The following is a 25,039-nucleotide window of genomic DNA, read 5'->3' as shown; positions in this document are numbered from 1 at the left end:
AGCGCATGGCGGCGCACCTGCTGGCCCAGGGCGAGCCGCAGTACCGCTTCGAGTTCAAGCCGATCCCCACGCCGGGCCTGACCGACACGCTGCTGACGCTCGATGGGCAGACGCTGCACTACTACAACCAGCGCGAGACGTGGCAGGCGATGACGTGGCCGGGCAAGAACCAGCAGGACCCGGGCACCCGGCTGCAATGGCAGACCGAGCGCGCCGGCACCAGCAAGAGTTATGAGTTCGGCGGCCGCTGGGGCCTGGTGCGGATGCTGGAGCGGGCGCACATCGAGCCGGTGGATAGCGCGAACTACCAGTTGACGTGGCAGGCGAGGCCGGAAGCGTCGGATGCACAGGAAGCGCTAGAAGGGCCCGGCGCGCCGAAGGCCGCTGCAGAGAACCAGGCCGATGCGCACGGCCGGACCTTCGCCGAGGATCCCGACAGCCTGACCGCGCGCAGCGCCCAGGCGCCTGTTGCGGCGGACGTGATCTATCCCGTGCGTTACCTGATGCGCACCGAGGTCGGGCAGGGGCCGCTGGAGATGCTGGCGCTGCGGGGCTTTGTGCTGCCAACGCGGATCTTCGTGGGCCGGGAGCCGCAGGCCGCGGTCCGCGCCGTGCCTGGTCCGCGCAAGTAGCGCCGGCGAAGCCAGAGAGGGCAGCCGGGATGATGCATCGGCCGCACGGCCCAGGCTGGTGGCAGCCAAGACCTCAATTTGCCGTCAGGCTGGTCGATATCCAATGGGGGGAGTGGCGAAAAGGTCGCTACGCCTGACAAGCGCCCGGTCAGGGAACAAACCTGACGGAACACAGCCCGGCACAGGCGTTTGCCGGGCCGATCCATGGGCGCGCCGTTCGATAAGACACGATCCGGATTTCCGGCGGTATCTGTGAGGATGAAAGTGGGAGACACGGACGATATCTGCGCAAGACTGGCAGCCGCGCTCGATGGCGGCTTGCTCCGGCCGGCCTTCCAGCCATTGATCTGTTTCGAAACCGGCGCCATCGTCGGCTTCGAGGTGCTCGCCCGCTGGACGGATCCCGCAACGGGCCCGGTTTCCCCCGTCACCTTTATATCGATCGCGGAGTCGTGCGGGCTAATCGATCGCCTGACTTCCCATATCGTCCGCACGGCGTGCGGGGAGGCCGTGCGCTGGGGCCAGGGCTTTGTGCTGGCGTTCAACGTGTCTCCGGTGCAATTGCGTGACAAGGCGGTCGTCGCGCTGATCTCGGACGCTGTCACGCAGACGGGATTCCCGCTGGAGCGCGTTCAGATCGAAATCACGGAGGGCGCCATGGAGACCGATGTCGAGCTCGCGCGGGCCATCATCGACGATCTGAAGGCACTCGGCATCGGTATCGCGCTGGACGACTTTGGTACCGGCTATGCCAGCCTGACACGCCTGCATGCCCTGCCATTCGACGAGATCAAGATCGATGCCAGCTTTGTGCGCGGCATGCTTGATGATCAGGAGTGCCGCCGGATCGTGACGGCGATCGTGGGGCTGGGCCACAGCATCGGCATGCGTGTTGTCGCGGAAGGGGTGGAGCGCGAAGAGCATGCCACCCTACTGCGCAAGCTGGGATGCGATGTCGGCCAGGGATGGCTGTGGGCACCGGCGCTGCAACCAGAGCGGATTCCCGCGCTTATCCAGCGGCTTGGCTTGCGCGCGCCGGATCCGCGGCTGTTGGATCGTTCGCCGTACCAGCGGCTGCATCAGCTGGAGGCGCTCTATGTCGGCGCGCCAGTCGGCCTGTGCTTCCTGGACACGCGCTTGCGGCACGTGCATGTCAACGGGCGCTATGCGGAAATGCTCGGCGCCCAGGTGGACGCCCTTGTCGGCGCCCAGCTCTGCGCGGCGAGCATGCCTGAGGCCGCGAGGTCGATCTGCTCGCTGGCGCATGCCGTGCTTGCCGCGCAGGCGTGCTCCCCGGTGGAGCGCGAGATTACCGCGAACGGCGAGGTCTACCTGGTGGTCGGCCAGTGCGTCAACGATGACATCGGGGACGTGATCGGCATCTCCCTCGTTGCCATCGGCATCTCGGCGCGCAAACGGGCCGAGCTAGCCTTGCGGGAAAGCGAGGAGCATTTCCGCTGCTCGGTCGAGCTGAGCCCCCATATTGCCTGGGCGGCGGACCCCGATGGCACGCTGTGCTATATCAGCCCGAACTTCCGCGACAGCGCCGGGTGCGCCATGCAGGACCGCATCGACGCCTGGCGTGCCACGGTCCATCCTGAGGACCAGTTGCGTATCCGGGCGGAGTGGCTTGCCTGGATCCCGAGTGGCCAGCCGTTCGCGACCCGGTTCCGTATCCAGTGGCCGGACGGCAGCTGGCGCCACATGCTGAGCCGTGCCCAGCCGCATGTCGGCGCGAGCGGCGCGATCGATCGCTGGTATGGCGTCATCAGCGATATCAGCGCGCAAGCCTGCATGAAGCGGCGGATCGCAGACCTGGAGGACCAGGTTCGCGCCCTGACGGCGCCTGCGGCGTAGCGCATAGCTAACGCTCGGGCCGGATGCCATTGCGGCTGGACCGCGATGCCGCGCGCATCGCGCGGTCGCGGACGCTTTTGCCGCGCTGCGCCCGCTGCTTCAGATCGGAAACTGCGTCGTCGACAGCACCTGCTTGAGCACCATGAACGAGCGTATCTGGCGGACCCCCGGCAGATACAGCAGTTGCTCCGCATGGAGGCGATTGAAGCTCTCGCTGTCTTTGGTGCGCAGCATCATGAAGTAGTCGAACTCGCCCGTCACCACGTGGCACTCCATGCAGCCAGAGACCTGCTGGGCGGCCTTCTCGAACTCGGAGAAGGATTCCGGCGTGGACCGGTCCAGCACCACGCCGATCATCACCAGCATCCCCGCGTCCAGCGCGGCCGGGTTCAGCAGCGCCACGATCCCGCGAATCAGCCCGAGTTCCTTGAGCCGCTCCACGCGCCGCAGGCAGGCTGGCGGGCTCAGGCTGACTTTGGCTGCCAGCGCCACATTCGAGATGGACGCGTCGCGCTGGAGTGCGCGCAGGATGGCTTTGTCGGTGCGATCCAATGCCTCGGAATGTGGCACAGGGTGCTCGGTTTTGGTGCGCAATTTTGTTTCGTCCATGGTTCATTATAAAAAACAAAAAATTAAAAATGAGCGCCTTGAATTTTTTATAGTGCATAAACGAATCGAAATTTGCAACCATGTTTCGTGCGTTTTTTTCTAGGATTGAGTCCGTCGCAGCATCAACGAAAGGTGGCTCCACATGCCAGTGTTCTTCGCCAGCCTTGATGCCTGGATCCCCGCTCTTAACCCGAGTCATCCAAGAAACCCAGGAGTTGCCAGCATGAATCTCAAACGCTTTCCCCGCCACCAGCTGACGTTCGGCCCCACGCCCATCCAGCCGCTGAAACGCCTGAGCGCGCATCTCGGCGGCAAGGTCGACCTCTATGCCAAGCGTGAGGACTGCAACAGCGGCCTGGCGTTCGGCGGCAACAAGACGCGCAAGCTCGAGTACATCATTCCGGACGCGCTCGCCCAGGGGTGCGACACGCTCGTCTCCATCGGCGGCATCCAGTCCAACCAGACGCGCCAGGTGGCTGCCGTGGCGGCGCATCTCGGCCTGAAGTGCGTGCTGGTGCAGGAGGACTGGGTGAATTACTCCGATGCCGTCTATGACCGCGTTGGCAATATCCAGATGTCTCGCATCATGGGCGCCGACGTGCGCCTGGTCAGCGATGGGTTCGATATCGGGATCCGCAAGAGCTGGGAAGAGGCCATGGAGAGCGTGCGCCAGGCGGGCGGCAAGCCCTACCCGATCCCGGCGGGGTGCTCCGAGCATCCGCTGGGCGGCCTGGGCTTCGTTGGCTTTGCGGAAGAAGTGCGCGCGCAGGAAGCCGAGCTTGGCTTCCGGTTCGACTACGTCGTGGTCTGCTCGGTGACCGGCAGCACGCAGGCTGGCATGGTGGTCGGCTTCGCCGCCGATGGCCGCGCCAACCGCGTGATCGGCATCGACGCATCGGCCAAGCCGGAGCAGACCCGGGCGCAGATCCTGCGCATTGCACGGAACACCGCGCATCTGGTCGACCTCGGCCGCGACATCACCGACGAGGACGTGGTGCTCGACACGCGCTACGGCGGGCCGGAGTATGGCTTGCCTTCCGAAGAGACGCTCGAAGCCATCCGCATGAGCGCCAAGCTCGAGGGCATGATGACCGACCCGGTCTACGAAGGGAAATCGATGCAGGGCATGATCGACCTGGTCCGCCGCGGCGAATTCCCGGAAGGCTCCAAGGTGCTTTACGCCCACCTGGGCGGCGCCCCGGCGCTGAGCGCCTATAGCTTCCTGTTCCGCAACGGCTGATCCCGCACGACGGCCGCAACCTGATGCCGGTGGTGCAACGCCGGTATCAGGGGGCGCTTGTCCGGCAAAGCCCCCGGTCTCGCTTTGCTACCCATTTTTTGCTCCCCGTTTGCCCCCGTCGCTCAATCACAGGAGTAGCGCATGCACGTCGTTTCACGAAGCGTTTCGATGGCGGTGAAGGCGCTGTCGCTGCTGGGCATCGCCATGTGCGCCGCGCATGCGCAGCCCCAGGGATATCCCGCCAGGCCGGTCGTGCTGGTTGTGCCGTTTCCGCCGGGCGGGGCGGTAGACATCATGGGACGATTGGTTGGCAAGAAGCTGGGCGACCGTCTCGGCCAGCCCGTGGTCATCGAGAACCGCGCGGGCGCCGGCACCATCGTTGGCGCCGGCTACGTGGCAAAGGCCGCGCCTGACGGCTATACGCTGTTCATCAGTTCCGGCTCGACCTTCACGGTCAACCCCGCCATCAACGCCAACCTGCCCTACGATCCGGTGAAGAGCTTCGAGCCCATCGGCCTGGTCGCGCGCGTGCCCCTGATCCTGCTGGCGAATCGCGATGTCCCGGTGGACAACCTCAAGCAGATGATGGCGGCGGTGAAGGGCGCGCCGGGCAAGTACGCCTATGGCTCGTTCGGCAATGGCACCACCGGCCACTTCGCGGGCGAGATGATCCTGGGCGCCACCGGCATGCAGCTCCAGCATATTCCCTACAAAGGCAGCGCCCCAGCCATTGCCGACCTGATCGGCGGGCAGATTCCGTTCTCGGTCGACACCATCGCGGCATCCCTGCCGCATATCAAGAGCGGCAAGATCAAGGTGATCGCAGTGGCAGGCGCCAGGCGCGCGACGCTGCTGCCGGAGGTGCCCACCGTCGCGGAATCCGGCTTCCCGGGCTTCGATGCGGATTCATGGGTGGCGATCGCGGCCCCGCGCGGCTTGCCGCCCGAGGTCAGGTCACGGCTCGAGAAGGCCCTGGCGCAGACCATGAAAGACCACGAGATCCAGGAAAAACTGGTGGCCAACGGCCTGGAACCCTCCTATGCAACGCCGGAACAGGTCAGCGCCATGATCGACAAGGACCTGCCGCGCATGCGGGCCATTGCCCAGAAGGCGGGCATCCAGGCAAATTGAGCCGGGCAGTTGCCGGCGGGAGAGTGTGAAGATGGCATCTCGTGACCGATTCGGTTCCATGCTGGCGAGCGATCCGATTGTGCAGACGGATCCGCAGGAGCTGCAGGAGTGGTGCGACGCGCTCGATGGCGTGTTGTCGGCCTGGGGCCCGGAGCAGGGCAGGGAGCGCGCCTGCGCCATCCTGGATGCGCTGCTGGCGCATGCAGGCAAGCATCGGTTGCCGTGGCGGCCAGCACAGGTAACGCCGTACCTGAACACCATCCCGGTCGAAGCGCAACCGGCCTATCCCGGCGACCTGGCGATGGAGCAGCGCCTGTCGGCAATCCTGCGCTGGAACGCGCTTGCCATGGTGGTGCGCGCCAACCAGGCGCATGGCGAGCTTGGCGGCCACATCGCGAGCTATGCCTCGGCGGCGGATTTGTTCGAGGTGGGCTACCAGCATTTCTTCCGCGGCCCGGATGCCGCGCAAGGCGGGGATCTCGTCTTTTTTCAGCCCCATTCGGCGCCCGGTCTGGGGCTTCTTCGGCGATGGCGAAATGGACGAGCCGGAGTCGATAGCATCACTGACGCTAGCCGCCCGGGAAAAGCTGGACAACTGCACGTTCGTCATCAACTGCAATCTCCAGCGGCTGGACGGGCCGGTGCGCGGCAACGGGCGCATTGTCGATGAGCTCGAGGCCTTGTTCGCGGGGGCGGGGTGGCATGTCGTCAAGTGCTTGTGGGGGTCGGAGTGGGACGCGCTGCTGGCGCGTGACCACGATCACGCCATCAGCCGCGCGTTCGCGCAGACCGTGGACGGAGAATTCCAGACGCTCTCGGCCAACGATGGCGCGTTCAACCGCGAGAACTTCTTCAGCAAGACGCCGGCGCTGCGCGCGCTGGTGGCGCATCTCTCCAACGACGAGATCGACCGCCTGCGCCGGGGCGGGCACGACCCGGCGAAGATCTACGCGGCATTTGCCGAAGCCGCCAGGTGCAACGGGCGTCCCTGCGTGGTGCTGGCCAAGACCATGAAAGGCTACGGCATGGGCGCCATCGCGCAAGGCCGGATGACCACGCACCAGCAAAAGAAGCTCGGCCCGGAGGATCTGCTCGCGTTCAGGGACCGCTTCCAGTTGCCGCTGACCGACGACCAGGTGGCCCGAGCCGCGTTCTACCGCCCGGCGCAGGACAGCCCCGAGATTCGCTACCTGCAAGCCAGGCGCGCCGCCCTCGGCGGCTATCTTCCCGCGCGCCATCCCGGCGCCGGGCCGTTGCCGGTGCCCGGGCTGGACAAGACCGCCGCGTTCGCCCTGCATGCCGATGGCAAGGCCATGAGCTCCACCATGGCGCTGGTGCGGTACCTGGGCGCCTTGCTCAAGGATCCTGTGCTGGGCCCGCGGATCGTCCCGATCGTCGCCGACGAGGCGCGCACGTTCGGCATGGCGAACCTGTTCCGCCAGGTTGGCATCTACGCGCCGTTCGGCCAGCTTTACCAGCCGGAGGATTCGGCATCGATGCTGTCGTACCGGGAAGTCAAGGATGGCCAGATCCTGGAGGAGGGCATCACCGAGGCCGGCGCGCTGTCCTCGTGGACCGCGGCGGCCACCAGTTACTCCACGCACGGCACCACCATGCTGCCGTTCTATATCTACTACAGCATGTTCGGCTTCCAGCGCGTGGGCGACCTGATCTGGGCGGCGGCCGACCAGCGCGCACGCGGGTTCCTGATCGGCGCCACCTCGGGACGCACCACCCTGGGGGGCGAGGGCCTGCAGCACCAGGACGGCACGAGCCACCTGGCGGCTTCGACCATTCCCAATTGCCGCGCCTACGATCCGGCGTTCGCCGGGGAGCTGGCGGTCATCGTCGACCACGGCATGCGGCGCATGGTCAGCGAACAGGCCGACGAGTTCTACTACGTCACCGTGACCAATGAAAGCGTCGAGAATCCGAGCCTGCCGGCCGACGCGCACGAAGGCGTGGTGCGGGGCATGTACCTGCTGCGCAGCGGCGCGGCGTTCGAGCACCGCGTGCAGTTGTTTGGCAGCGGGGCCATCATGGGCGAAGTCCTGAAGGCGGCGCGCCAGCTCGAGCAGGTGCATGGCATTGCCGCCGATGTCTGGAGCGTGACCAGCTACATCGAGCTGGCGCGTGAAGGAGTGGCGCGCGAACGCTTGTGGCGCCATGGCGAGGTTGCGGCCATCGATAGCTGGTTCGGGCGGCAGCTCGGGGCGGGCAGCGGCCCGATTGTCGCGGCCACCGACTATGTGCGCGCGCTGCCGGAGCTGGTGCGTGCCTTCGTTCCGCCGGGGCGGCGCTACGTGACGCTGGGCACCGACGGCTTCGGACGCAGCGATTCGCGGGCTGCGCTGCGGCGCTATTTCGAGGTCGATGCCGCGGCCATCGTCCAGGCCAGCCTGGCGGCGATGGCGGAGATCGTGGCCGATGAGATGGCTTGCGAAAGAAAGCACCTTGCCGAGGTGATTTCCCTGGCGTCGATCTAGCTGGCGACCGGTTGCCGGCTCTCATGCCGGCAACCTTCTCGATCCTCATCAAGCCCCATCAAGCCGCATCAAGCCGCGGTCAGCTGGCGCAGTGCTTCCAGCAGCTTGACCGCGGGGCCAGGCAGGATGCCCTGGCGCCGCCGGAAGGCCGTCAGCGTACGCGTGCCGACCCCACCGGGAATGTCCAGAATGTCGATCACGCCGGCCTTGCGCTCGGCCTCGACCATCGGCTCGGCCATCCAGCTCAGAAAGCCGGATTGCGCGACCAGGCTCTTCAGCGCGGTCACCGAACGCGTCTCCACGACGATGTTCGGCAGGCCCAGCCCCTGCGCCGCGAACACCTGCCGCATGTGCTCGAACGGCCCGGTGCCCCGGGGCGGGATGGCCCATTGCTGGTCAAGGGTATCGGCCAGGGTCAGCGCCGGCTTGCGCCGCAGCGGGTGGCCCGGCGCCGCCACCACGTAGCTGCTGTCCTCCCATCGGCAGTCGGCAATGGCCTCGATCTCGTCGGTGTCCGGCGCGCAGATGCTGAGCGCCAGGTCGATCTCATGCCGGATCAGGCTTTGCGCCAGCCGGTCCCACACGCCCTCCGTAATCTCCACGCGCAGGTTCGGCCACGCCTTGGTGACCCGGCCAACCGCCAGCGGCAGCACCATGCTGGCGATGCTGCCCACCGCGCCCACCTTGATGGTGCCCTTGGCCAGGCCGCGCATGGCATCGATCTCCTCGCGCGCGTGCTCGGCCTCGCGCTGCAGCAGCGTGGCATGGGGGAGCAGGGCGCTGCCCACCGCGGTGAGCAGCATGCCCTTGGCGTGGCGCTCGAACAGCGGCGCGCCAAGCTCGTCCTCCAGCCGCTTGATGGTGCGGCTTAGTGCGGGCTGGGTCACGTGCAACGCGTCCGCCGCCCGGCCCAGGCTGCCGCTGGCGACGATGGTGGTGAAGGCCTTGAGCTGGCGCAGATCGAAAGTCATGCGCAAAAGTAATGCCTTTTGATCAAGAAGGCAATATTCAATTAAGGGTTGGGCTCGCATACTTTGCACACCAAGCACGCGCCGGCCTTGGGCCAGGCGTTCCACCAAATGCATCGACGGGAGAGATTTGCATGACCGGTAGCACGACAACCGTGGCGGGCGCCGCGCGCAACGCAAGCAGCACCGTGCGCGACGCCGTGATCGACCTGCTGCGCCAGCTTGGCATCACTTCGGTGTTCGCCAATCCCGGTTCGACCGAGTTGCCGATGTTCCGGGATTTCCCCGCCGACTTCCGCTACGTGCTCGGGCTGCAGGAGGCGGTGGTGGTGGGCATGGCCGATGGCTTTGCGCAGGCCAGCCGCAATGCGTCGCTGGTCAACCTGCATTCGGCGGCTGGCGTGGGCAACGCCATGGGCAACATCTTTACCGCGTTCAAGAACCGCACGCCGATGATCATCACGGCGGGCCAGCAGGCGCGCTCGATCCTGCCGTTCGATCCCTTCCTGTCGTCTGCCCAGGCCACCGAGCTGGCCAAGCCCTACGTCAAGTGGAGCATCGAGCCGGCGCGCGCCGCGGATGTGCCGCTGGCCATCGCACGTGCCTATTACGTGGCGATGCAGGAGCCGCGCGGCCCCGTGCTGGTCTCGATCCCGGTGGACGACTGGGACCAGCCGGCCGAACGGGTGGCTGCGCGCGCCGTCAGCACCGAGGTGCGGCCCGATCCGGTGGCGATTGCGCGCGTTGGCGCCGCGCTGGATGCCTGTGAGCGGCCCGCCTTCGTCATCGGCGGCGCGGTCGATCGCGCCGGCGCATGGGACGAAGTGGTGCGCCTGGCCGAGGCGCACAACGCGCGTGTCTATGTGGCGCCAATGTCCGGTCGCTGCGGCTTTCCGGAGGACCATCGCCTGTTCGCCGGTTTCCTGCCCGCCATGCGCGAGAAGATCGTCGGCCTGCTGGGCGGGCACGACCTGATCCTGGTGCTGGGCGCGCCGGCCTTTACCTACCATGTGGAAGGCGCTGGCCCCCATGTGCCGGAGGGCGCCACGCTGTATCAGCTGATCGACGATCCCGCCATCGCGGCCTGGACGCCGGTGGGCGCATCGGTGGTGGGCAATATCCGGCTCGGCGTGCTTGACCTGCTGGCGCGTCCCGCGCCCAGGGCACGCCCGTTGCCTGCCCCGCGCCAGCCGCGTGCGCATGCCGAACCGACGCGGCTGATGTCCACCGCCTATGTGCTCCAGACCCTGGCCGAGGTGCGCGACGCCGCCGACATCGTGGTGGAAGAAGCGCCCAGCGCGCGTCCCGTCATGCAGGGCTACCTGCCGTTCACGCAAAGCGGCACCTTCTACACCATGGACAGCGGCGGCCTGGGCTACGGCATGCCCGCTGCCGTTGGCGTGGCGCTGGCGCGGCCGGGGGCACGCGTCATCGCGCTGATCGGCGACGGCTCCAGCATGTACTCGATCCAGGCCATCTGGAGCGCGGTCCAGCTCAAGCTGCCGATCACCTTCGTGATCCTCAACAACGCGCGCTACGCCGCGCTGCAGGATTTCGCGCCGGAGTTTGGCTTTGCCCCGGCCGATCCGGTGCAGGGCACGGACCTGCCGGGGATTGATTTCGTGGCGCTGGCCAAGGGGATGGGTTGCGAAGGCGTGCGGGTGCGTGACGCCAAGCGATTGCGCGATGCCCTGGCCGACGCGTTGCGCTCGCCAACGACGATGCTGGTGGAGGTTGAGGTGGCATGAGCACCGAGGCAAAGGCCGAAGCCGCCGAACAGGCCAAAGCCGCGTGCCATGACGACGGCTGTCTCTCCCTCTCCCCTCATGGGGAGAGGGTTGGGGAGAGGGGCGGTTTGGCTAGGAGCCACTGGAAGCGAAGCCCGTGGTTTTTTCCAGCGCGACGACGTAACGAGCGCCCGCAAGCGCAGAGCGAAGCAAACCGCAGGCAAGCAAAACAAAGGAGACAAGGATGCAGAAGATTTCGTTGCTGATCGACGGCCAACAACGCCAGGCAGGCAATGGCGCCACCTTCGAGCGCCGCAATCCCCTGGACGGCGAGGTAGCCACGATCGCCCCGGCCGCGACGGTGGCCGATGCGCTGTCGGCGGTGGACGCCGCCGCGGCGGCCTTCGACGCCTGGGCCGCCATCGGCCCGAGCGAGCGCCGCGCGCTGCTGACCAAGGCCGCGCATGCGCTGGAAGCCCGCAGCGAAGCCTTTGCTGCCGCCATGGCCGCCGAGACCGGTGCCTCCGCCATGTGGGCCGGCTTCAACGTGCACCTGGCCGCCGCCGGCCTGCTTGAAGCGGCCTGCCTGACCACGCAGATCCATGGCGAGGTCATTCCGTCGGACGTGCCGGGCAGCCTGGCCATGGGCGTGCGCCAGCCGGCTGGCGTGGTCCTCGGCATGGCGCCCTGGAACGCCCCGGTCATCCTGGCCGTACGCGCCATCGCCTTGCCGCTGGCCTGCGGCAATACCGTCGTGCTGAAGGGTTCGGAGATCTGTCCGGCCACGCACGGGTTGATCATCGAAGCCTTGCAGGAAGCCGGCCTGCCCAGGGGCGTGGTGAACTTCGTCACCAATGCGCCGGCCGATGCGGGCGAACTCGTGGAAGCCATGATCGCCCATCCGGCGGTACGGCGCGTGAACTTCACCGGCTCCACGCGCGTGGGCAAGGTCATTGCCGCTAGCTGTGCCAGGCACTTGAAGCCGGTGGTGCTTGAGCTGGGCGGCAAGGCCCCATTGCTGGTGCTGGACGATGCCGATATCGATGCCGCCGTCGCCGGCGCCGCCTTTGGCGCGTTCGCCAATTCCGGCCAGATCTGCATGTCGACCGAGCGCATCATCGTCGACAACAAGATCGCCGATGCTTTTGTCGCGCAACTGGCGGCCAAGGCCAGCGCGCTGCCGCTGGGCGATCCGCGCAAGGGGCCGGTGGTGCTGGGCTCCGTGGTCGACATGAGCACCGTTGCGCGCTGCAACTCGCTGATCGACGATGCCTTGGCCAAGGGCGCGAAGCTGTTGTGCGGCGGCAAGGCGGACAGCACCCTGATGCCGGCCACGCTGCTCGACTACGTCACGCCGCGGATGCGGATCTATGCGCAAGAGTCGTTCGGCCCGGTCAAGCCCATCGTGCGCGTCAGCGGCGACGCCGAGGCCATCGCCTGCGCCAACGACAACGAGTACGGGCTGTCGTCGGCAGTGTTCAGCCGCGACGTGGCACGGGCCATGAACGTGGCCAGGCGCATTCAATCCGGCATCTGCCATATCAATGGCCCGACGGTGCACGACGAGGCGCAGATGCCCTTCGGCGGCGTGAAGAGCAGCGGCTTTGGCCACTTTGGCGGGCAGGCCGGCATTGCCGAGTTCACTGACCTGCGCTGGGTCACCGTGCAGACGACGCCGCGCCACTACCCCTTCTAGGCCGTGCCGCCACACCCAGACAACGCCATCCAACCAGCGCCGGATCGCGGCGACGCCTATGATCAGAATCGCAATTCTCGGGGCCGGGGCCATGGGCTCGCTGTTTGGCGCACGCCTTGCCCAAGCGGGCCATATCGTCACCTTGATCGATGTCAACGACGCGCATCTCGACGCGATCCGCCGCTTCGGCCTGCGCCTGCAGACAGATGAGGCGGACCGGCGGGTCCACGGCATGCGGGCGGTGCGCCCGGAACAGGCGGATGCCATCCCCGATCTGCTGATCGTCTTCACCAAATCCATGCACACGCGCGCCGCGCTGACGGGCGTGCACCACCTGCTGGGGCCCGACACGGTTGTGCTGACGTTGCAGAACGGCCTGGGCAGCGTCGATGCGATTTCCGACTTCGTGCCGGCGCAGCGGCTTCTGATTGGCGTCACCACATGGCCTGCCGACCTGGTCGGCCCCGGGCACGTGCATTCGCACGGCGAGGGCGGGATCCGGATGATGAGCGCCGATGGCGTGGACCGGCCCGCCGTGGCGGGGACGGTAGCGGCGCTGGAGCGCGCCGGGCTGCGCTGCCACGCCGATGCGGACGTGTGGGCCGCGATCTGGGAGAAGGTGGCATTCAACGCCGCGCTGAACCCCCTTTGCGCGGTCACTGGCAGCACCGTGGACCAGCTGCGCAACATCCCGGATGGCACGGCGCTCGCCTTGTCCGTGGCGGCCGAGGTGCTGGCCGTGGCCAGGAGTCATGGCGTGGCTGTCGATGCGGACAAGGTCGGCGCCAATGTGTTGCACGCCATCGGCCACCACATCGGCCACAAGCCTTCCATGCTGCAGGACATCCTTGCCGCCCGGCGCACCGAGATCGATGCGATCAACGGCGCCGTGGTGGCCGCGGCGCGCCGCAGCGGGGTGCCGGTGCCGTGCACCGAGAGCCTGCTGCAACTCGTCCGGCTGATCGAAGCCCGGGCGGCAAATGGCGGGCAGGGCGCCAGCCCGCTCCGGCAGCACTGAGCCACGGCACGCCGCGGCCTCAAGACGTAATACGTAGTACGCGATACGCAAGACGCAATACAAAAAAGCGCTGGCCCCGGCCAAAGCGCCCATCGACAGGAGACACGCATGAACACGCCTATGAGTACGCCTATGAGTACGCATCTGTTCCGCGCCATTGCGGCGCAAGCGCCCGGCGCGCATCGCCATGGAGCGGCGGCATGAGCGCGAACCTGCAGCAAGCCGGCACGCCCGTCGACGTGGGCAGCGTGCTCGACGACGGCCCTTACACGACCATGCAGAAGATCGTCGTGATGCTGGCCGCGCTGTCCATCGTGATGGACGGCTTCGATGGCCAGTTGATCGGCTTCGCGATTCCCGTGCTGATCAAGGAGTGGGGCATCACCCGCAGCGCCTTCGCGCCCGCGGTGGCGGCCGGGCTGGTGGGCATGGGCATCGGCAGCGCGTGCGCGGGCCTGTTGGCGGATCGCTTCGGGCGCAGGTGGGCCGTGATCGGCAGCGTCTTCCTGTTCGGCGCGGCCACCTGCGCCATCGGCTTCGCCCCGGACACGACCACGATCGCCGTGCTGCGCCTGATCGCCGGGCTGGGCATCGGCGGCGCTTTGCCAAGCTCCACCACCATGACGGCCGAGTTCACCCCGGCACGCAGCCGCACGCTGGCGGTGACGGCCACGATCGTCTGCGTGCCGCTGGGCGGCATGCTGGCCGGCCTGTTTGCCAGCGTGGTCCTGCCGGCCTACGGCTGGCGCGGCTTGTTCTTTATCGGCGGCGCCCTGCCGCTGGGCCTGGGCGTGCTGCTGATGCTGGTCCTGCCCGAGTCGCCGCGCTTCCTGGTGCGCCGAGCGCACCGGTGGGACGAACTGCGCCGGCTGCTCGGCCGCATGTCCAGGCCGCTGCCCGCGAACGCCGTCTTCACCGACCTGGCCGAGCGCGGCGCGGAAAGCCGCAAGGGCTTCGGCGCGCTGTTCGCACCCGGGCAGGCGCGCGACACGCTGGCGATCTGGTGCGCGTTCTTCATGTGCCTGCTGGCCGTCTACAGCGCCTTTAGCTGGCTGCCGACCATGCTGGCGTCGGAGGGGTTGAACGTGGCGGTCGCGGGTTCCGGCCTGACCGCCTACAACCTTGGCGGCGTCATCGGCGCGCTGTGCTGCGCGGTTGCCATCGCGCGCTTCGGCTCGCGCTGGCCGCTGGCGATCTGCTGCGCCGGCGGGGCGGCCAGCGCGCTGTTGCTGCAAGGCGTGGATGTCCGCCACAGTACGGGGTTGCTGATCGTTGGCCTGGGCGTGCACGGCATGTTCGTCAATGCGGTGCAGTCGACCATGTACGCGCTGTGTGCCTTCGTGTACCCCACGGCAGTGCGGGCCACCGGCACGGCGTCGGCGCTGGCCTTTGGCCGCCTCGGGGCAATCCTCAGCGCCTTCGCGGGCGCGGCGGTGATCACTGCGGGCGGCGCGTCGTCCTACCTCGGCATGCTCGGCGCGGCGATGGCCGCCGTGCTGGTGGCGCTGCTTGCGGTCAAGGGGCATATCCCGAAGCTGGCGCGTACGCCGGCCAGCGGTGACGCGGTCCTCGCACGCAGCTGAGGCCAGGGCCGGTACATCCGGAATTCGCTATGATCCGGGATCGGAACCGTCTTTCGCGCGGCCGGCTTCCCCAGGTGCGCCGAGGCAGATAGCCGCGCCCGGAGGCCAGGCGGCGCGCGCCCATGCCAATGACCCAGATGATCAGCAAAACGCCTGTCGCTTCAGCCCAACCCGAAGCGCAGGCGGCCGCCCTGTTGCAACAATCCGAACGGATCGTCACCGATGCCGATGGCTGCCGCATGGTCTGGCGCCGCTTTGGCCAGGGGCAACCCGTGGTCCTGCTGCATGGCGGGCATGGGAGCTGGCTGCACTGGGTGCGTAATATCGAGGCGCTGGCCGCGCACCGCACGGTGTGGGCGCCGGACATGCCGGGGTTTGGCGAGTCGGACGATATCGCCAGCGATCTTTCCGTGATGACCGGCACGCTTGTCGAGGGCATCAGGCAACTGCCCGGCTGCGACAAGGCGCTCAGCCTGGTTGGCTTCTCCTTCGGCGGGCTGGTGGCCGCCAACGTGGCCGCGTCGCGCGGCACGGTGCGCCGGCTGGTGCTGATGGGCTCAGGCGGCCATGGCGGCATCCGCCGCCAGCAGCGTGCGCTGGTGGACTGGCGCAAGGCCGCGGACGCCGAGGCCCTGGCGGTGGCGATGCGCTACAACCTGGCGGCGTTCATGATGGCCGACCCGGCCAAGATCGACGCCATGGCCATGTACGCGCATACCGAGTCATGCCGCCTCACGCGCTTTCGCAGCAAGAACATCTCCCGCTCCGGCGACCTGCGCGGCGCGCTGGACCGCTTCGGCGGCGAGGTGCTGCTGGCCTGGGGCGAGCACGACGTCACGGCGGATCCCGTCCCGGCCATCGCGGCAATGACCCGGGGCAGCCCGCGCCGCGAAGGCCGCGTCATTGCCAATGCGGGCCACTGGGTCCAGTACGAGGCCCACGAGCCAGTCAACGCGTTGCTGGACGGGTGGTTGCCGAAATAGCCGGCGCGGTGGCGGCCGGGTACGTCTTCTGGTAATGCACCGTGAACGTCCCTAGCGCCGCCAGCGCGGCCTGCGGGTCGTGGCTCGGCTTGACGGCGAAGGCATCGAAGCCGCAACGCGCCATGTAGTGCACGGTATCGATCATCACGTCGCCCACCGCGCGCAGCTCGCCGCCCCAGCCATATTGCGTGCGCAGCAGCTGCGCCAGCGAATAGCCGCGCCCGTCGGTATAGACCGGGAAGTCGATCGCCAGGTGCGCGATGCCGGTGGCATCGATGGTGGCGGCGCCCGCCTCAAGCAGGTCTTCAGGGTCCGCATCCGGGCCGAGGTACACGGCCACCGGGTGGCGGCGCCGGCGCAGGGCGTCGTGGGCTGCGCGCCATGTGGCAAGGGTGACCAGCCAGCCGTTTTCATCCGGCGGCAGCGCGTGTGTTGTCGATGTCGATGTCGATGCCGAAACCGGCGCGTTCTCGTCCGGCACGAAGGCGCGCCAGATGTCTGCTTCCAGCTGGCCGTTGCGAATCACATTGTTTGGCGGTGGCAATGATTGGAGATCAGGCACGGGCTTCCTCCGCTTGCTGCCGCCGCGCGACGATCCTCGGGTCCTGGTAGACCGCCTGCTTGAAGGGGTCCGGGCCAACCCGCTCCACCACGTCGATAAACCGCTCCGCCTCGCTGTCGCGCAGGGACAGGTAGGTATCGATCAGCAGCGCCACCACATCCGGGATTTCATCGCGCGCGAACGACGGGCCGATGATGCGGCCGATCGCCGCGCCGCCGCCCTTGTGCGGGTCCAGCAGCGCATGGCCGGCCGCGCCGTTCTGGCGCCCGCCGATGGTCACCTGGTACCACTCCTCGCCGGCCTTGTCCACGCCGAGGATGCCGATATGGCCCACGTGGTGGTGCCCGCAGGAGTTGATGCAGCCGGAGATGTTCAGGTCCAGCTCGCCGATCTCGAACAGGTAGTCCAGGTCGTCGAAGCGGCGCTGGATGGCCTCGGCCAGTGGAATCGACACCGCGTTGGCCAGCGAGCAGAAATCCCCGCCCGGGCAGGCAATGATATTGGTGAGCAGGCCGATGTTGGCGGTGGCCAGGTTCAGCGCGTCCAGCGCTTGCCAGAGCGCAAACAGCGCGCCCCGGCGCACGTCGGCCAGGATCAGGTTCTGCTCGTGCGAGACCCGCAGCTCGCCAAAGCCGAAGCGCTCCGCCAGGTCCGCCACCGCATCCATCTGGTCGGCGGTGATGTCGCCGGGCGGCATGCCGGTGGCCTTCAGCGAGACCGTCACGGCGGCGTAGCCGGGCACGCGATGCGCGTGCACATTGCTGCGCAGCCAGCGGGCAAAGCGCGGATGCGCCGCCGCCAGCTCGGGATCCGGGCCGGCCTCGTGCGCCGCCGCGGGATCATAGTCCGGCAGGGTGAAGCGGCCCGCCACGCCGGCCACGAAGTCCGCGCTGACCGTGTCCGGGCCGCCGCGGATCCGCTGCCATTGCTCGTCCACCTGTTGCGCGAACACGCCCGGCGTCAGGTCCTTGACCAGGATCTTGATGCGCGCCTTGTACTTGTTGTCGCGCCGGCCGTGCAGGTTGTAGACCCGCAGCGTGGCCTGCAGGTAGGTGAGCAGGTCGGACCAGTGCACGAAGGCGTTGATCAGCTTGCCGACCATGGGCGTGCGGCCCATGCCGCCGCCCACCCACACGCGGAAGCCAAGCTCGCTATCGCGCTCCACGGCTTGCAGGCCGATATCGTGCACGCCCACCGCTGCGCGGTCCGTGGTGGCACCGCTCACCGCGATCTTGAACTTGCGCGGCAGGAAGGCAAACTCGGGATGCAGCATCGACCACTGGCGGATGATCTCGCACCACACCAGGGGGTTCACGATCTCATCCGGCGCCAGCCCGGCGAAGTGGTCGGTGGTGGTGTTGCGGATGCAATTGCCGCTGGTCTGGATGGCGTGCATCTGCACGGTCGCCAGTTCCGCCAGGATAGCGGGGGCGTCCTCCAGGCGCGGCCAGTTGAACTGCATGTTCTGCCGCGTGCTGAAGTGCCCGTAGCCGCGGTCAAAGCGGCGCGCTATCTCGGCCAGCTTGCGCAGTTGCCGCGACACCAGCATGCCGTACGGAATCGCCACGCGCAGCATGGGCGCATGCCGCTGGATGTAGAGGCCGTTCTGTAGCCGCAGCACGCGGAACTCGTCCTCGGTGAGCTGGCCGGTGAGAAACCGTTCGGTCTGGCCGCTGAACTGCGCAACGCGCTGGTCGACCAGTTGCTGGTCGACGGTGTCATACACATACATGAAGCACTTCCAGGTGTGCCGTGCGGGGAAGGGGGGAGTTCACCCCCGCCGGCGAGGGGCTTGTGGGTAGCCATGAGGCTAGCGCCCCTTGCCCGTGCCGAACAGGAGCAGAAGGGGCCTGTTCGGGCCGGAGCAGATGCCTTGCCGGTGCCTTGTTGTTTCAAATTGAATGATATACGATGCGTATATCACATATCATTTATGGGTTCATCATGAGTCGCATCCTGATCGACCTTGCGGAGGACCAGCTGCAAGCGCTGGCCGCCATTGTCGAGGCAGAAAGGCGCCCTCGGGCGGTAGTCATTCGCGAGGCAATTCAAGCGTACATAGCGCAGCGCAAGCCCGGCCTGGCCTCTGACACCTTCGGGCTTTGGAAGCACCGCGAGGTGGATGGCCTTGCGTATCAGGAAAAGCTGCGGGAGGAGTGGTGAACGCGCTCTTCGATACCAACATCCTGATCGACCACCTGAACGGAATCGAAGAGGCAATGATCGAGATGCGCCGCTACGAGTCAAAGGCGATCAATGTCATCACCTGGATGGAGGTGATGGCCGGCGCAACGGCTGAAGAAGAGCAGACATTGCGCGCGTGGCTCAATACGTTCCGGCTGATTGCAGTCGATGATGCGGTTTCCTCTCGCGCCGTCCAGATTCGAAAGACCGCGCGAATCAAGCTGCCTGATGCGATTATCTGGGCGTCCGCGCAAGCGCATTCCATGTTGCTGGTCACACGCAATACCAAAGACTTCTCAATCAGCGAGCCTGGTGTGCGGATTCCCTATCAACTCAAATAACTCAAATGAGCGAGAGCGCGCCCATCGCCGCCAGTCGCTATTCTTCCTCGCAGCCCGGCGCTGCCATGCCAGTCATTTCCCGGCCACGCCATCCAGCCGCTCCACGGCCTGCACCGCTGCCGCGCGGGCGGCCGGTGACACCGTGAGCATGATGTGGCCGGTGCCGGGCACCAGCGTGACCGGAATATCCGGGCGGCCCGCATCGGTGAACACCTGTGCAAACCTGGCGGCGACAAACACTTCATCGTCCTGCCCGGCCAGTACCGCCGCCGGCTTGTGGATCTCGCGAATATCGCGCTGGTAGTCCTCATCGGGCTGGAAATTCGTCGCCAGCGCGTAGGAATAGGACGGCGTCAGTTCGGCGCGCGGTGCGTCGTTGATGGCAAAGGCCAGAACGGGCAAGTGGTTGAAGGCGGTGATGCCGATCCGGTTCAGCAGCGTGAGCGCGATCACGCGCGGTACGCCGACCGAGACCCAGCCGCCGGCGTCGGGGCGGAACGTGGGCGCGCGGCGGTTCGTAAAGGGCGCCATGAACAAGTAGTTGTCAAACAGCGCGTGGCGCGCGCCGCCCGCCACGCGCAGCGCAAAGCCGCCGCCTGATGAGAATCCCACCAGCGTCTTCGGGCCGGCGGGCTGAACGGCGCTCACAAAGTCCTCCAGGTCGTCATCGAGCTGCCCGATGTAGGCAATGTCGCCACGCGGGCCGGAGGCCCCGTGGCCGCGCATATCCAGGGCGTAGGCCGTGAAGCCGGCCTGCGCGAAGCGCTGCGCAAGCGGATGCATGCTCTGGCTGTTGGCCGAGGAGCCATGCACCAATACCACGCTGCCTCGGCTGGGCAGGCCGCCGGCAGGGGGATAGCGGCGGTAGGTGAGCTGCGCGCCGTCGCGTGCCGCGTAATGTGCCGGGGCCGCAAGCGCAGAGAAATCCACGTCCTTGAACGGATCGCTGATGCTTAGCATCGGTTTTGGCCGGGTCGGGCCGCCTGCGGCCAGCGCTGCGGCAAGGGCCACGAGCATCACGGAAAGTATGGCGGAGACGGCGAGCGTGGCGGTTCGAAGTTTCACGGTATTCGCTTTACGCAAGGGGTGGATTGCAGAAGGGACCGCGCTGTCGGGACAGAATCGAAAAGTGCGCTAGTCCAGCCAGGAAGCTAGCACCGAATCCGCCACCGCGCGACATCCGTTGGTGGAGGGCGTGAATTCTTCCACATGCGTCAAGAGTGTTTTCCCATCGCGGCATTTCTTTCCGCCCGGCGGAAGGCTAACGTGCATTGGCGCGTCCGCTGGCTGTGGTCTCTGGCTGCTCAACGCCACAAGCGCTGGACAAGACACACGACAAGCGGGCACAGATCCCGATCCTTGCGGAGGAAGACAAAGCCATGCCAACGTCATTTTTATACGTGGCCCAGCCCACGCGCGTGCTATTTGGCGCGGGCACCCTGAGCCAGGTGGGGCAAGAACTGGAACGGCTGGGCGCCAGGCGGGCGCTGGTGCTGTGCACACCCAACCAGGCCGAAGACGCAACGCGGCTGTCCGATGCGCTCGGGCCGTTGTCCGCCGGCATTTACCCTGGCGCGGTAATGCACGTGCCGGTGGAATCCGCCCGCGCGGCGATTGCGCATGCGCAGGAAGTGGGCGCGGATTGCATGATCGCCCTTGGCGGTGGGTCGACCACCGGGCTGGGCAAAGCCATCGCGCTGACCTCCGGCCTGCCGATCCTGGCGATTCCCACCACCTACGCCGGGTCCGAGATGACGCCGATCTATGGCCTCACCGACGCGGGCCTGAAGAAAACCGGCCGCGACCCGCGCGTGCTGCCGCGCACCGTGATCTACGATCCCGCGCTGACCGTGGGCCTGCCGGTGGCCTTGAGCGTGACCAGCGGCCTGAACGCCATCGCCCACGCTGCCGAGGGGCTGTACGCTGAGGATGCCAACCCGGTGACGTCGCTGATGGCGGAGGAGGGCATCCGGGCGCTGGCCAGCGGCATTCCCCGCGTGTTTGCTGCGCCCACCGACCTGGATGCCCGCGCCGATTGCCTCTACGGCGCATGGCTGTGCGCAACGGTGCTGGGCAGCGTCGGCATGGCGCTGCACCACAAGCTGTGCCATACGCTGGGCGGCAGTTTCAACCTGCCCCATGCCGAGACGCACACGGCGGTGCTGCCGCACGCCATGGCCTATAACGCCATGGCCGCGCCGGATGCCATGGCGCGGATCCGCCGGGCCATGGGCGGCGAGGGCGTCTCCGCCGCCGCCGCGCTTTACGACCTGGCCGCCCGCCTTGGCGCGGCCACGGCGCTGCGCGATATCGGCATGAAAGCCGAGGACCTGGACCGCGCCGCGGATATCGCCATGGCCAACCCGTACTGGAATCCGCGCCCGATCGAGCGCGCGCCGATTCGCGAATTGCTGCAGGCCGCCTTTGAAGGCGTGCGCCCGGACTGAGCGGGCCCGCAAACACACAACGCACAACACACAACGCACAACACAAAACGCGCAACGCATCGGAGACGAACAATGCAAATCGGCTTTATCGGAATCGGCAAGATGGGCTTGCCCATGGGGCGTCACCTGGCCGCCGCCGGGCACGCTGTCGAAGGCTTCGACCTGTCGCCCGCCGTGCTGGAAGCCGGGCGCCAGGTCGGGCTGAAGACGACCGGCTCGCTCGCGCAGGCAACCGCCGGCAAGGACGTTGTGTTCAGCTCGCTGCCGCACGACGCGGCCTTCGAGGCCGTGGGCGCGCAAGTGGCGGAGCTGGCCGCGCCGGGCACGCTGTATATCGATACCAGCACGGTGTCGCCGCAAGCGTCTGCCCGCGTGGCCGCCGTGCTGGCGCAGCGCAACATCCCGTACCTGCGCGTGACGGTATCCGGCAACAACAAGATGGCCGAGGCGGCGCAGCTGACCGCGCTGGTGTCCGGCCCGGCGGCCGCCTATGCGGTGGCAAAGCCGCTGCTGGCCGCGCTCGGGCCGGCCCAGTTCTACCTGGGCGAAGCCGAGCAGGCGCGCCTGATGAAGCTGGTGGTGAACCTGATGATCGGCCTGACCTCCGGCATGCTGGCCGAGGCGCTGGCACTCGGCGCCAAGGGTGGCCTCAAATGGCAGGACATGTGGTCCGTGATCACCACCAGCGCGGTGGCCGCGCCCATCGTCAAGGCCAAGTCCGCGCAGCTGTTGGAGAACGACTACACGCCCACCTTCACCGTGGACCAGATGCTCAAGGACGTGGGATTGATCCTGGATGCGGGCGCCGACCTGCGCGTGCCGCTGTCGCTCACCGCGCTGCTGGGCCAGATGCTGCAGGGCGCCGCCGCGCAGGGCATGGCCGGCGACGACTATGCCGCGGTGATCAAGTCCGCGCGGCTCGCCGCCGGGCTGCCCAGCATCAATGGCTAGGCAGGGCGCTTAAGCGCACCGTCACGACGTCCACTTGCGCTCGTAGTCCATGTGCTCGAAGTGCGCCACCAGATAGTCGATGAACAGGCGCACCTTGGCGGCCAGGTAGCGCCGGCTCTGGAAGGCGATGTTGATGGTGAGCCGGGGCAGGTCCCAGTCGTCCAGCACCGGGATCAGCCGGCCCGCCACGATATCGTCGTAGACGATGTACTTGGGCTGCACCAGGATGCCTAGGCCCTCCAGCGCGGCCGCACGGATCACCTGGCCGTCGTTGGACTCCAGCTTGCTGCGCACCGTGACCGTCTTCTCCTCTGCATTGCGGGTGAAGGCCAGCTCGTGTGGCCGGTTGGCGTACGAGTAGATCAGCATGTGGTGGCGTAGCAGGTCGTCGACTTCGCGCGGCGTGCCCATGCGGTCCAGGTAGCGCGGCGAGGCGGCCAGGATGCGGCGCGTCTCGGCCAGCCGGCGCACGGTCAGGCCGGAATCCGGCTCGAACTCCCGCGTGCGGATGGCCAGGTCGATGCCGCTGTCCATGATGTCGTAGTAGCGGTTGGCCGCAAGGATGTTCACGTCCACCTTGGGGTAGAGGCTGGTGAAATCCGGCAGCAGCGGCGCGAGGTGCTTCATGGAAAACGACAGCGACGCGGTGACCGTGAGCGTGCCGCCCGGCTCCAGCACATTGGCGTTGACCGCGGCTTCCGCCTCCTTCATTTCCGTCAGCACGCCCTTGCAACGCCGGAAAAACTCGTGCCCCACATCGGTCAGGTAAAGCCGGCGCGTGTTGCGCTCGATCAGCCGCGCCGATAGCCGCTGCTCCAGCGAGGTGAGGTAGCGGCTTGCCGCCGCGTTGGAAATGTCCAGGCTCTCGGCGGCCTTGCTGATGCTGCCCAGCTCCGCGATCTGGACGAAGAGTTCGAACTCGGTCCAACGGTCCATGCCTTGTCTCCCCGCGTGCTTCTTGGTCCGCCGCGCGAGCCATTTTGATTCTCTCGCCTGGCGGAAAGAAGATTTCCTTATCCGTCGTTTTTTTCCATTTGCCGGCAGTATAGAGTTTGTTCCAGCGCTTGTCAGGCATGACAGGACGCCTGCAAAACCCAGAGCGGCGCGCCGGCCACAGGCAGCGCCGCCAGGCAACGGAGACACACCCATGATCCTGGTACGCGGGGCCACCCTGGTCACCATGGAACCCGCCCTCGGCGAGTTCACCGGCGACCTGCTGATCGACGGCGAGCGCATCGCCGCCATCGCGCCGCATCTTGAAGCGGACGGCGCCGAGTTGATCGACGCTCGCGGCTTCATCGTCGCCCCCGGCTTTGTCAACGCGCATATGCACACCTGGCAGACCGCGCTGCGCGGCGTTGCCTCGGGCTGGACGCTGACCGAGTACTTCCGGCAGATGCACGCCGGGCTGGCCACGCGCTTCACGCCCGATGACATCGGCATTGCCACGCTTGTCGGCGCCTGGAACCAGCTCGATTGCGGCACCACCACGCTGGTGGACTGGTGCCACAACAACCCCACGCCGGCGCACAGCGATGCCGCGCTGGACGCGCTGGATCATGCCGGCATCCGCGCCGCGTTCCTGCACGGCTCGCCCAAGCCGGACCCCAAGCCCGGCGCGCTGCCGTTCTGGGAAACGCCGCACCCGCGCAGCGAGGTGGAGCGTTTGTCCCGGCGGCTGCAAGGCTCGTCCTTGCTAAGCCTCGGCCTGGCCATCCTCGGCCCGCATTACTCGACGCTGGAAGTCGCGCTGCACGATTTTGCGCTGGCGCGGGAATTTGGCCTGCTGGCCAGCATGCACCAGGGCGGCGGCAGCGCCCGCACGCCGCAGGGGTGGGACCGGCTTGAGCAGGCCGGGCTGCTTGGTCCCCATATCAACATCGTGCACGGCAACAACCTCACGCACGCGCAGCTGGCGCGCTTCGTCGGGCTGGGCATGAGTTTCTCTGTCACGCCGGAGAACGAACTGACGCAGGGCCACGGTTTCCCGATCACGGGCCGGCTGACGCGCCTGGGCGCCGCGCCGTCGCTCGGCGTGGACCTGGAATCGGGTTTGTCCGGCGAGATGTTTATCGCCGCGCGCATGGCGCTGGGCATCCAGCGCGCGCTGGACCATGCCGAGTACCGCCAGCAGTACGGTGGGATCGCTCCCGCGCACGCGGTGAGCTGCCGCGATGCGCTGGACTGGATCACGCTGGCCGGCGCGCGGATGCTCGGCATGCAAGACCGCATCGGCTCGCTGGCCGTGGGCAAGCAGGCCGACCTGGTGATGATCGACGCCCGCAAGCTCAACATGATGCCGCTGCACGATCCGGTGAGCGCCATCGTGATGCAGGCCAGCCTGGCCAATATCGACAGCGTGTTCGTGGCAGGCAAGGCGCGCAAGCGCCACGGCCGGCTGCTGGTGGACGGGCTGCCGGGCAAGCTTGAGGCGCTGCGCGCGTCGGGCGAACGCCTGGCGGCGGGGCGGTGAGCGCAAGCGATGCCCCGCAGGCAAAAAGGAAGGGCAGGCGCATCAACGTGCCGCCAGCGCTAGAAGACCACGAACCGAACGATACCAACGATAAGGAGGAGACCACATGCATCGACAACCCGCCCCGCACGGCATCGGCGCCGGCAAGATC

The 25,039-nt window shown here is 67.2% G+C and carries 20 protein-coding genes and 1 pseudogene; 15 read left to right on the top strand and 6 right to left on the bottom strand.

Annotation, left to right across the window (positions count from 1 at the left end; genetic code table 11):
* Both AC1DS3_RS04255 and AC1DS3_RS04250 read left to right on the top strand, forming a co-directional pair.
* On the top strand, positions 1-632 hold a 632-nt coding region (locus tag AC1DS3_RS04255; protein WP_477126748.1), incomplete at its 5' end, for a type VI secretion IcmF C-terminal domain-containing protein.
* A 258-nt stretch (positions 633-890) separates the two neighbouring features.
* Positions 891-2,489 carry an EAL domain-containing protein gene (locus AC1DS3_RS04250; RefSeq protein WP_477126747.1) on the top strand — a complete coding sequence of 533 codons (1,599 nt, stop codon included), beginning with the start codon at positions 891-893 and terminating at the stop codon, positions 2,487-2,489.
* A 99-nt stretch (positions 2,490-2,588) separates the two neighbouring features.
* Here AC1DS3_RS04250 and AC1DS3_RS04245 read toward each other — a convergent pair whose 3' ends face one another.
* Positions 2,589-3,098: an Lrp/AsnC family transcriptional regulator gene (locus AC1DS3_RS04245; RefSeq protein WP_043356167.1), complete on the bottom strand. Its 510-nt coding sequence runs from the start codon at positions 3,096-3,098 to the stop codon at positions 2,589-2,591.
* 223 nt (positions 3,099-3,321) lie between these two features.
* On the opposite strand from AC1DS3_RS04245, the gene AC1DS3_RS04240 reads away from it, so the two are divergent.
* From AC1DS3_RS04240 to aceE, 3 genes and pseudogenes are all read left to right on the top strand, one after another.
* A complete protein-coding gene (locus tag AC1DS3_RS04240; protein WP_477109372.1) occupies positions 3,322-4,338 on the top strand; it encodes a 1-aminocyclopropane-1-carboxylate deaminase in 1,017 nt (338 codons plus the stop codon).
* Positions 4,339-4,506: 168 nt separating this feature from the next.
* Entirely contained in the window at positions 4,507-5,469 is a 963-nt protein-coding gene (locus tag AC1DS3_RS04235) for a Bug family tripartite tricarboxylate transporter substrate binding protein (RefSeq protein ID WP_477126750.1), read from the top strand.
* Between the two features lie 31 nt (positions 5,470-5,500).
* Positions 5,501-7,955: pseudogene (gene aceE / locus AC1DS3_RS04230) on the top strand (pyruvate dehydrogenase (acetyl-transferring), homodimeric type).
* Between the two features lie 68 nt (positions 7,956-8,023).
* Here the strand turns inward: aceE and AC1DS3_RS04225 are convergent.
* Entirely contained in the window at positions 8,024-8,926 is a 903-nt protein-coding gene (locus tag AC1DS3_RS04225) for a LysR family transcriptional regulator (RefSeq protein WP_441640101.1), read from the bottom strand.
* 131 nt (positions 8,927-9,057) lie between these two features.
* Here AC1DS3_RS04225 and mdlC point away from each other — a divergent pair, with 131 nt between their 5' ends.
* The 5 genes from mdlC (at position 9,058) to AC1DS3_RS04200 (ending at position 15,930) form a co-directional block, all read left to right on the top strand.
* The gene (gene mdlC / locus AC1DS3_RS04220) at positions 9,058-10,671 is read left to right on the top strand and encodes a benzoylformate decarboxylase (RefSeq protein WP_441640100.1); all 1,614 of its coding nucleotides are present in this window, start codon (positions 9,058-9,060) and stop codon (positions 10,669-10,671) included.
* A gap of 223 nt (positions 10,672-10,894) precedes the next feature.
* A complete protein-coding gene (locus AC1DS3_RS04215) occupies positions 10,895-12,346 on the top strand; it encodes an aldehyde dehydrogenase (RefSeq protein WP_477126746.1) in 1,452 nt (483 codons plus the stop codon).
* 61 nt (positions 12,347-12,407) lie between these two features.
* Positions 12,408-13,364, top strand: a complete 957-nt coding sequence (locus AC1DS3_RS04210) for a ketopantoate reductase family protein (protein WP_477126749.1) — start codon at positions 12,408-12,410, stop codon at positions 13,362-13,364.
* Positions 13,365-13,564: 200 nt separating this feature from the next.
* A complete protein-coding gene (locus tag AC1DS3_RS04205) occupies positions 13,565-14,947 on the top strand; it encodes an MFS transporter (protein ID WP_477126745.1) in 1,383 nt (460 codons plus the stop codon).
* A 194-nt stretch (positions 14,948-15,141) separates the two neighbouring features.
* Positions 15,142-15,930 (top strand): alpha/beta fold hydrolase, encoded by a 789-nt coding sequence (locus AC1DS3_RS04200; protein WP_477126744.1) that lies wholly within the window; start codon positions 15,142-15,144, stop codon positions 15,928-15,930.
* On the opposite strand, the gene AC1DS3_RS04195 is transcribed toward AC1DS3_RS04200, so the two are convergent.
* Positions 15,896-16,492 (bottom strand): DUF934 domain-containing protein, encoded by a 597-nt coding sequence (locus AC1DS3_RS04195; protein ID WP_477126743.1) that lies wholly within the window; start codon positions 16,490-16,492, stop codon positions 15,896-15,898. The genes AC1DS3_RS04200 and AC1DS3_RS04195 overlap by 35 nt on opposite strands.
* Positions 16,485-18,224, bottom strand: a complete 1,740-nt coding sequence (locus AC1DS3_RS04190; RefSeq protein ID WP_441640095.1) for a nitrite/sulfite reductase — start codon at positions 18,222-18,224, stop codon at positions 16,485-16,487. The genes AC1DS3_RS04195 and AC1DS3_RS04190 overlap by 8 nt, the downstream gene beginning before the upstream one ends.
* 212 nt (positions 18,225-18,436) lie before the next feature.
* On the opposite strand from AC1DS3_RS04190, the gene AC1DS3_RS04185 reads away from it, so the two are divergent.
* Together AC1DS3_RS04185 and AC1DS3_RS04180 are read left to right on the top strand one after the other, a co-directional pair.
* Positions 18,437-18,655, top strand: coding sequence for a ribbon-helix-helix protein, CopG family (locus AC1DS3_RS04185; RefSeq protein ID WP_441640094.1), 219 nt, complete (start codon positions 18,437-18,439; stop codon positions 18,653-18,655).
* Positions 18,649-19,017 carry a type II toxin-antitoxin system VapC family toxin gene (locus tag AC1DS3_RS04180; RefSeq protein ID WP_441640093.1) on the top strand — a complete coding sequence of 123 codons (369 nt, stop codon included), beginning with the start codon at positions 18,649-18,651 and terminating at the stop codon, positions 19,015-19,017. Before AC1DS3_RS04185 ends, AC1DS3_RS04180 begins: the two co-directional genes overlap by 7 nt.
* 72 nt (positions 19,018-19,089) lie before the next feature.
* On the opposite strand, the gene AC1DS3_RS04175 is transcribed toward AC1DS3_RS04180, so the two are convergent.
* Positions 19,090-20,082, bottom strand: coding sequence for an alpha/beta hydrolase (locus AC1DS3_RS04175; RefSeq protein WP_477126742.1), 993 nt, complete (start codon positions 20,080-20,082; stop codon positions 19,090-19,092).
* 314 nt (positions 20,083-20,396) lie between these two features.
* Here AC1DS3_RS04175 and AC1DS3_RS04170 point away from each other — a divergent pair, with 314 nt between their 5' ends.
* Complete coding sequence (locus AC1DS3_RS04170; protein WP_477126741.1) at positions 20,397-21,464, top strand: maleylacetate reductase; 1,068 nt, start codon at positions 20,397-20,399, stop codon at positions 21,462-21,464.
* Positions 21,465-21,536: 72 nt separating this feature from the next.
* Entirely contained in the window at positions 21,537-22,415 is an 879-nt protein-coding gene (locus AC1DS3_RS04165) for an NAD(P)-dependent oxidoreductase (RefSeq protein ID WP_477126740.1), read from the top strand.
* A gap of 21 nt (positions 22,416-22,436) precedes the next feature.
* On the opposite strand, the gene AC1DS3_RS04160 is transcribed toward AC1DS3_RS04165, so the two are convergent.
* Positions 22,437-23,351 (bottom strand): LysR family transcriptional regulator, encoded by a 915-nt coding sequence (locus AC1DS3_RS04160; RefSeq protein ID WP_477126739.1) that lies wholly within the window; start codon positions 23,349-23,351, stop codon positions 22,437-22,439.
* 211 nt (positions 23,352-23,562) lie between these two features.
* Between AC1DS3_RS04160 and AC1DS3_RS04155 the strand changes: the two genes are divergently transcribed.
* Positions 23,563-24,888: an amidohydrolase family protein gene (locus AC1DS3_RS04155; protein WP_441640089.1), complete on the top strand. Its 1,326-nt coding sequence runs from the start codon at positions 23,563-23,565 to the stop codon at positions 24,886-24,888.
* Positions 24,889-25,039 lie beyond the last annotated feature (151 nt).

Source organism: Cupriavidus sp. 01L46, assembly GCF_056399905.1.
The sequence above is the reverse complement of the archived record's forward strand: the minus strand, read 5'-3'. Positions and strand labels throughout refer to the sequence as shown.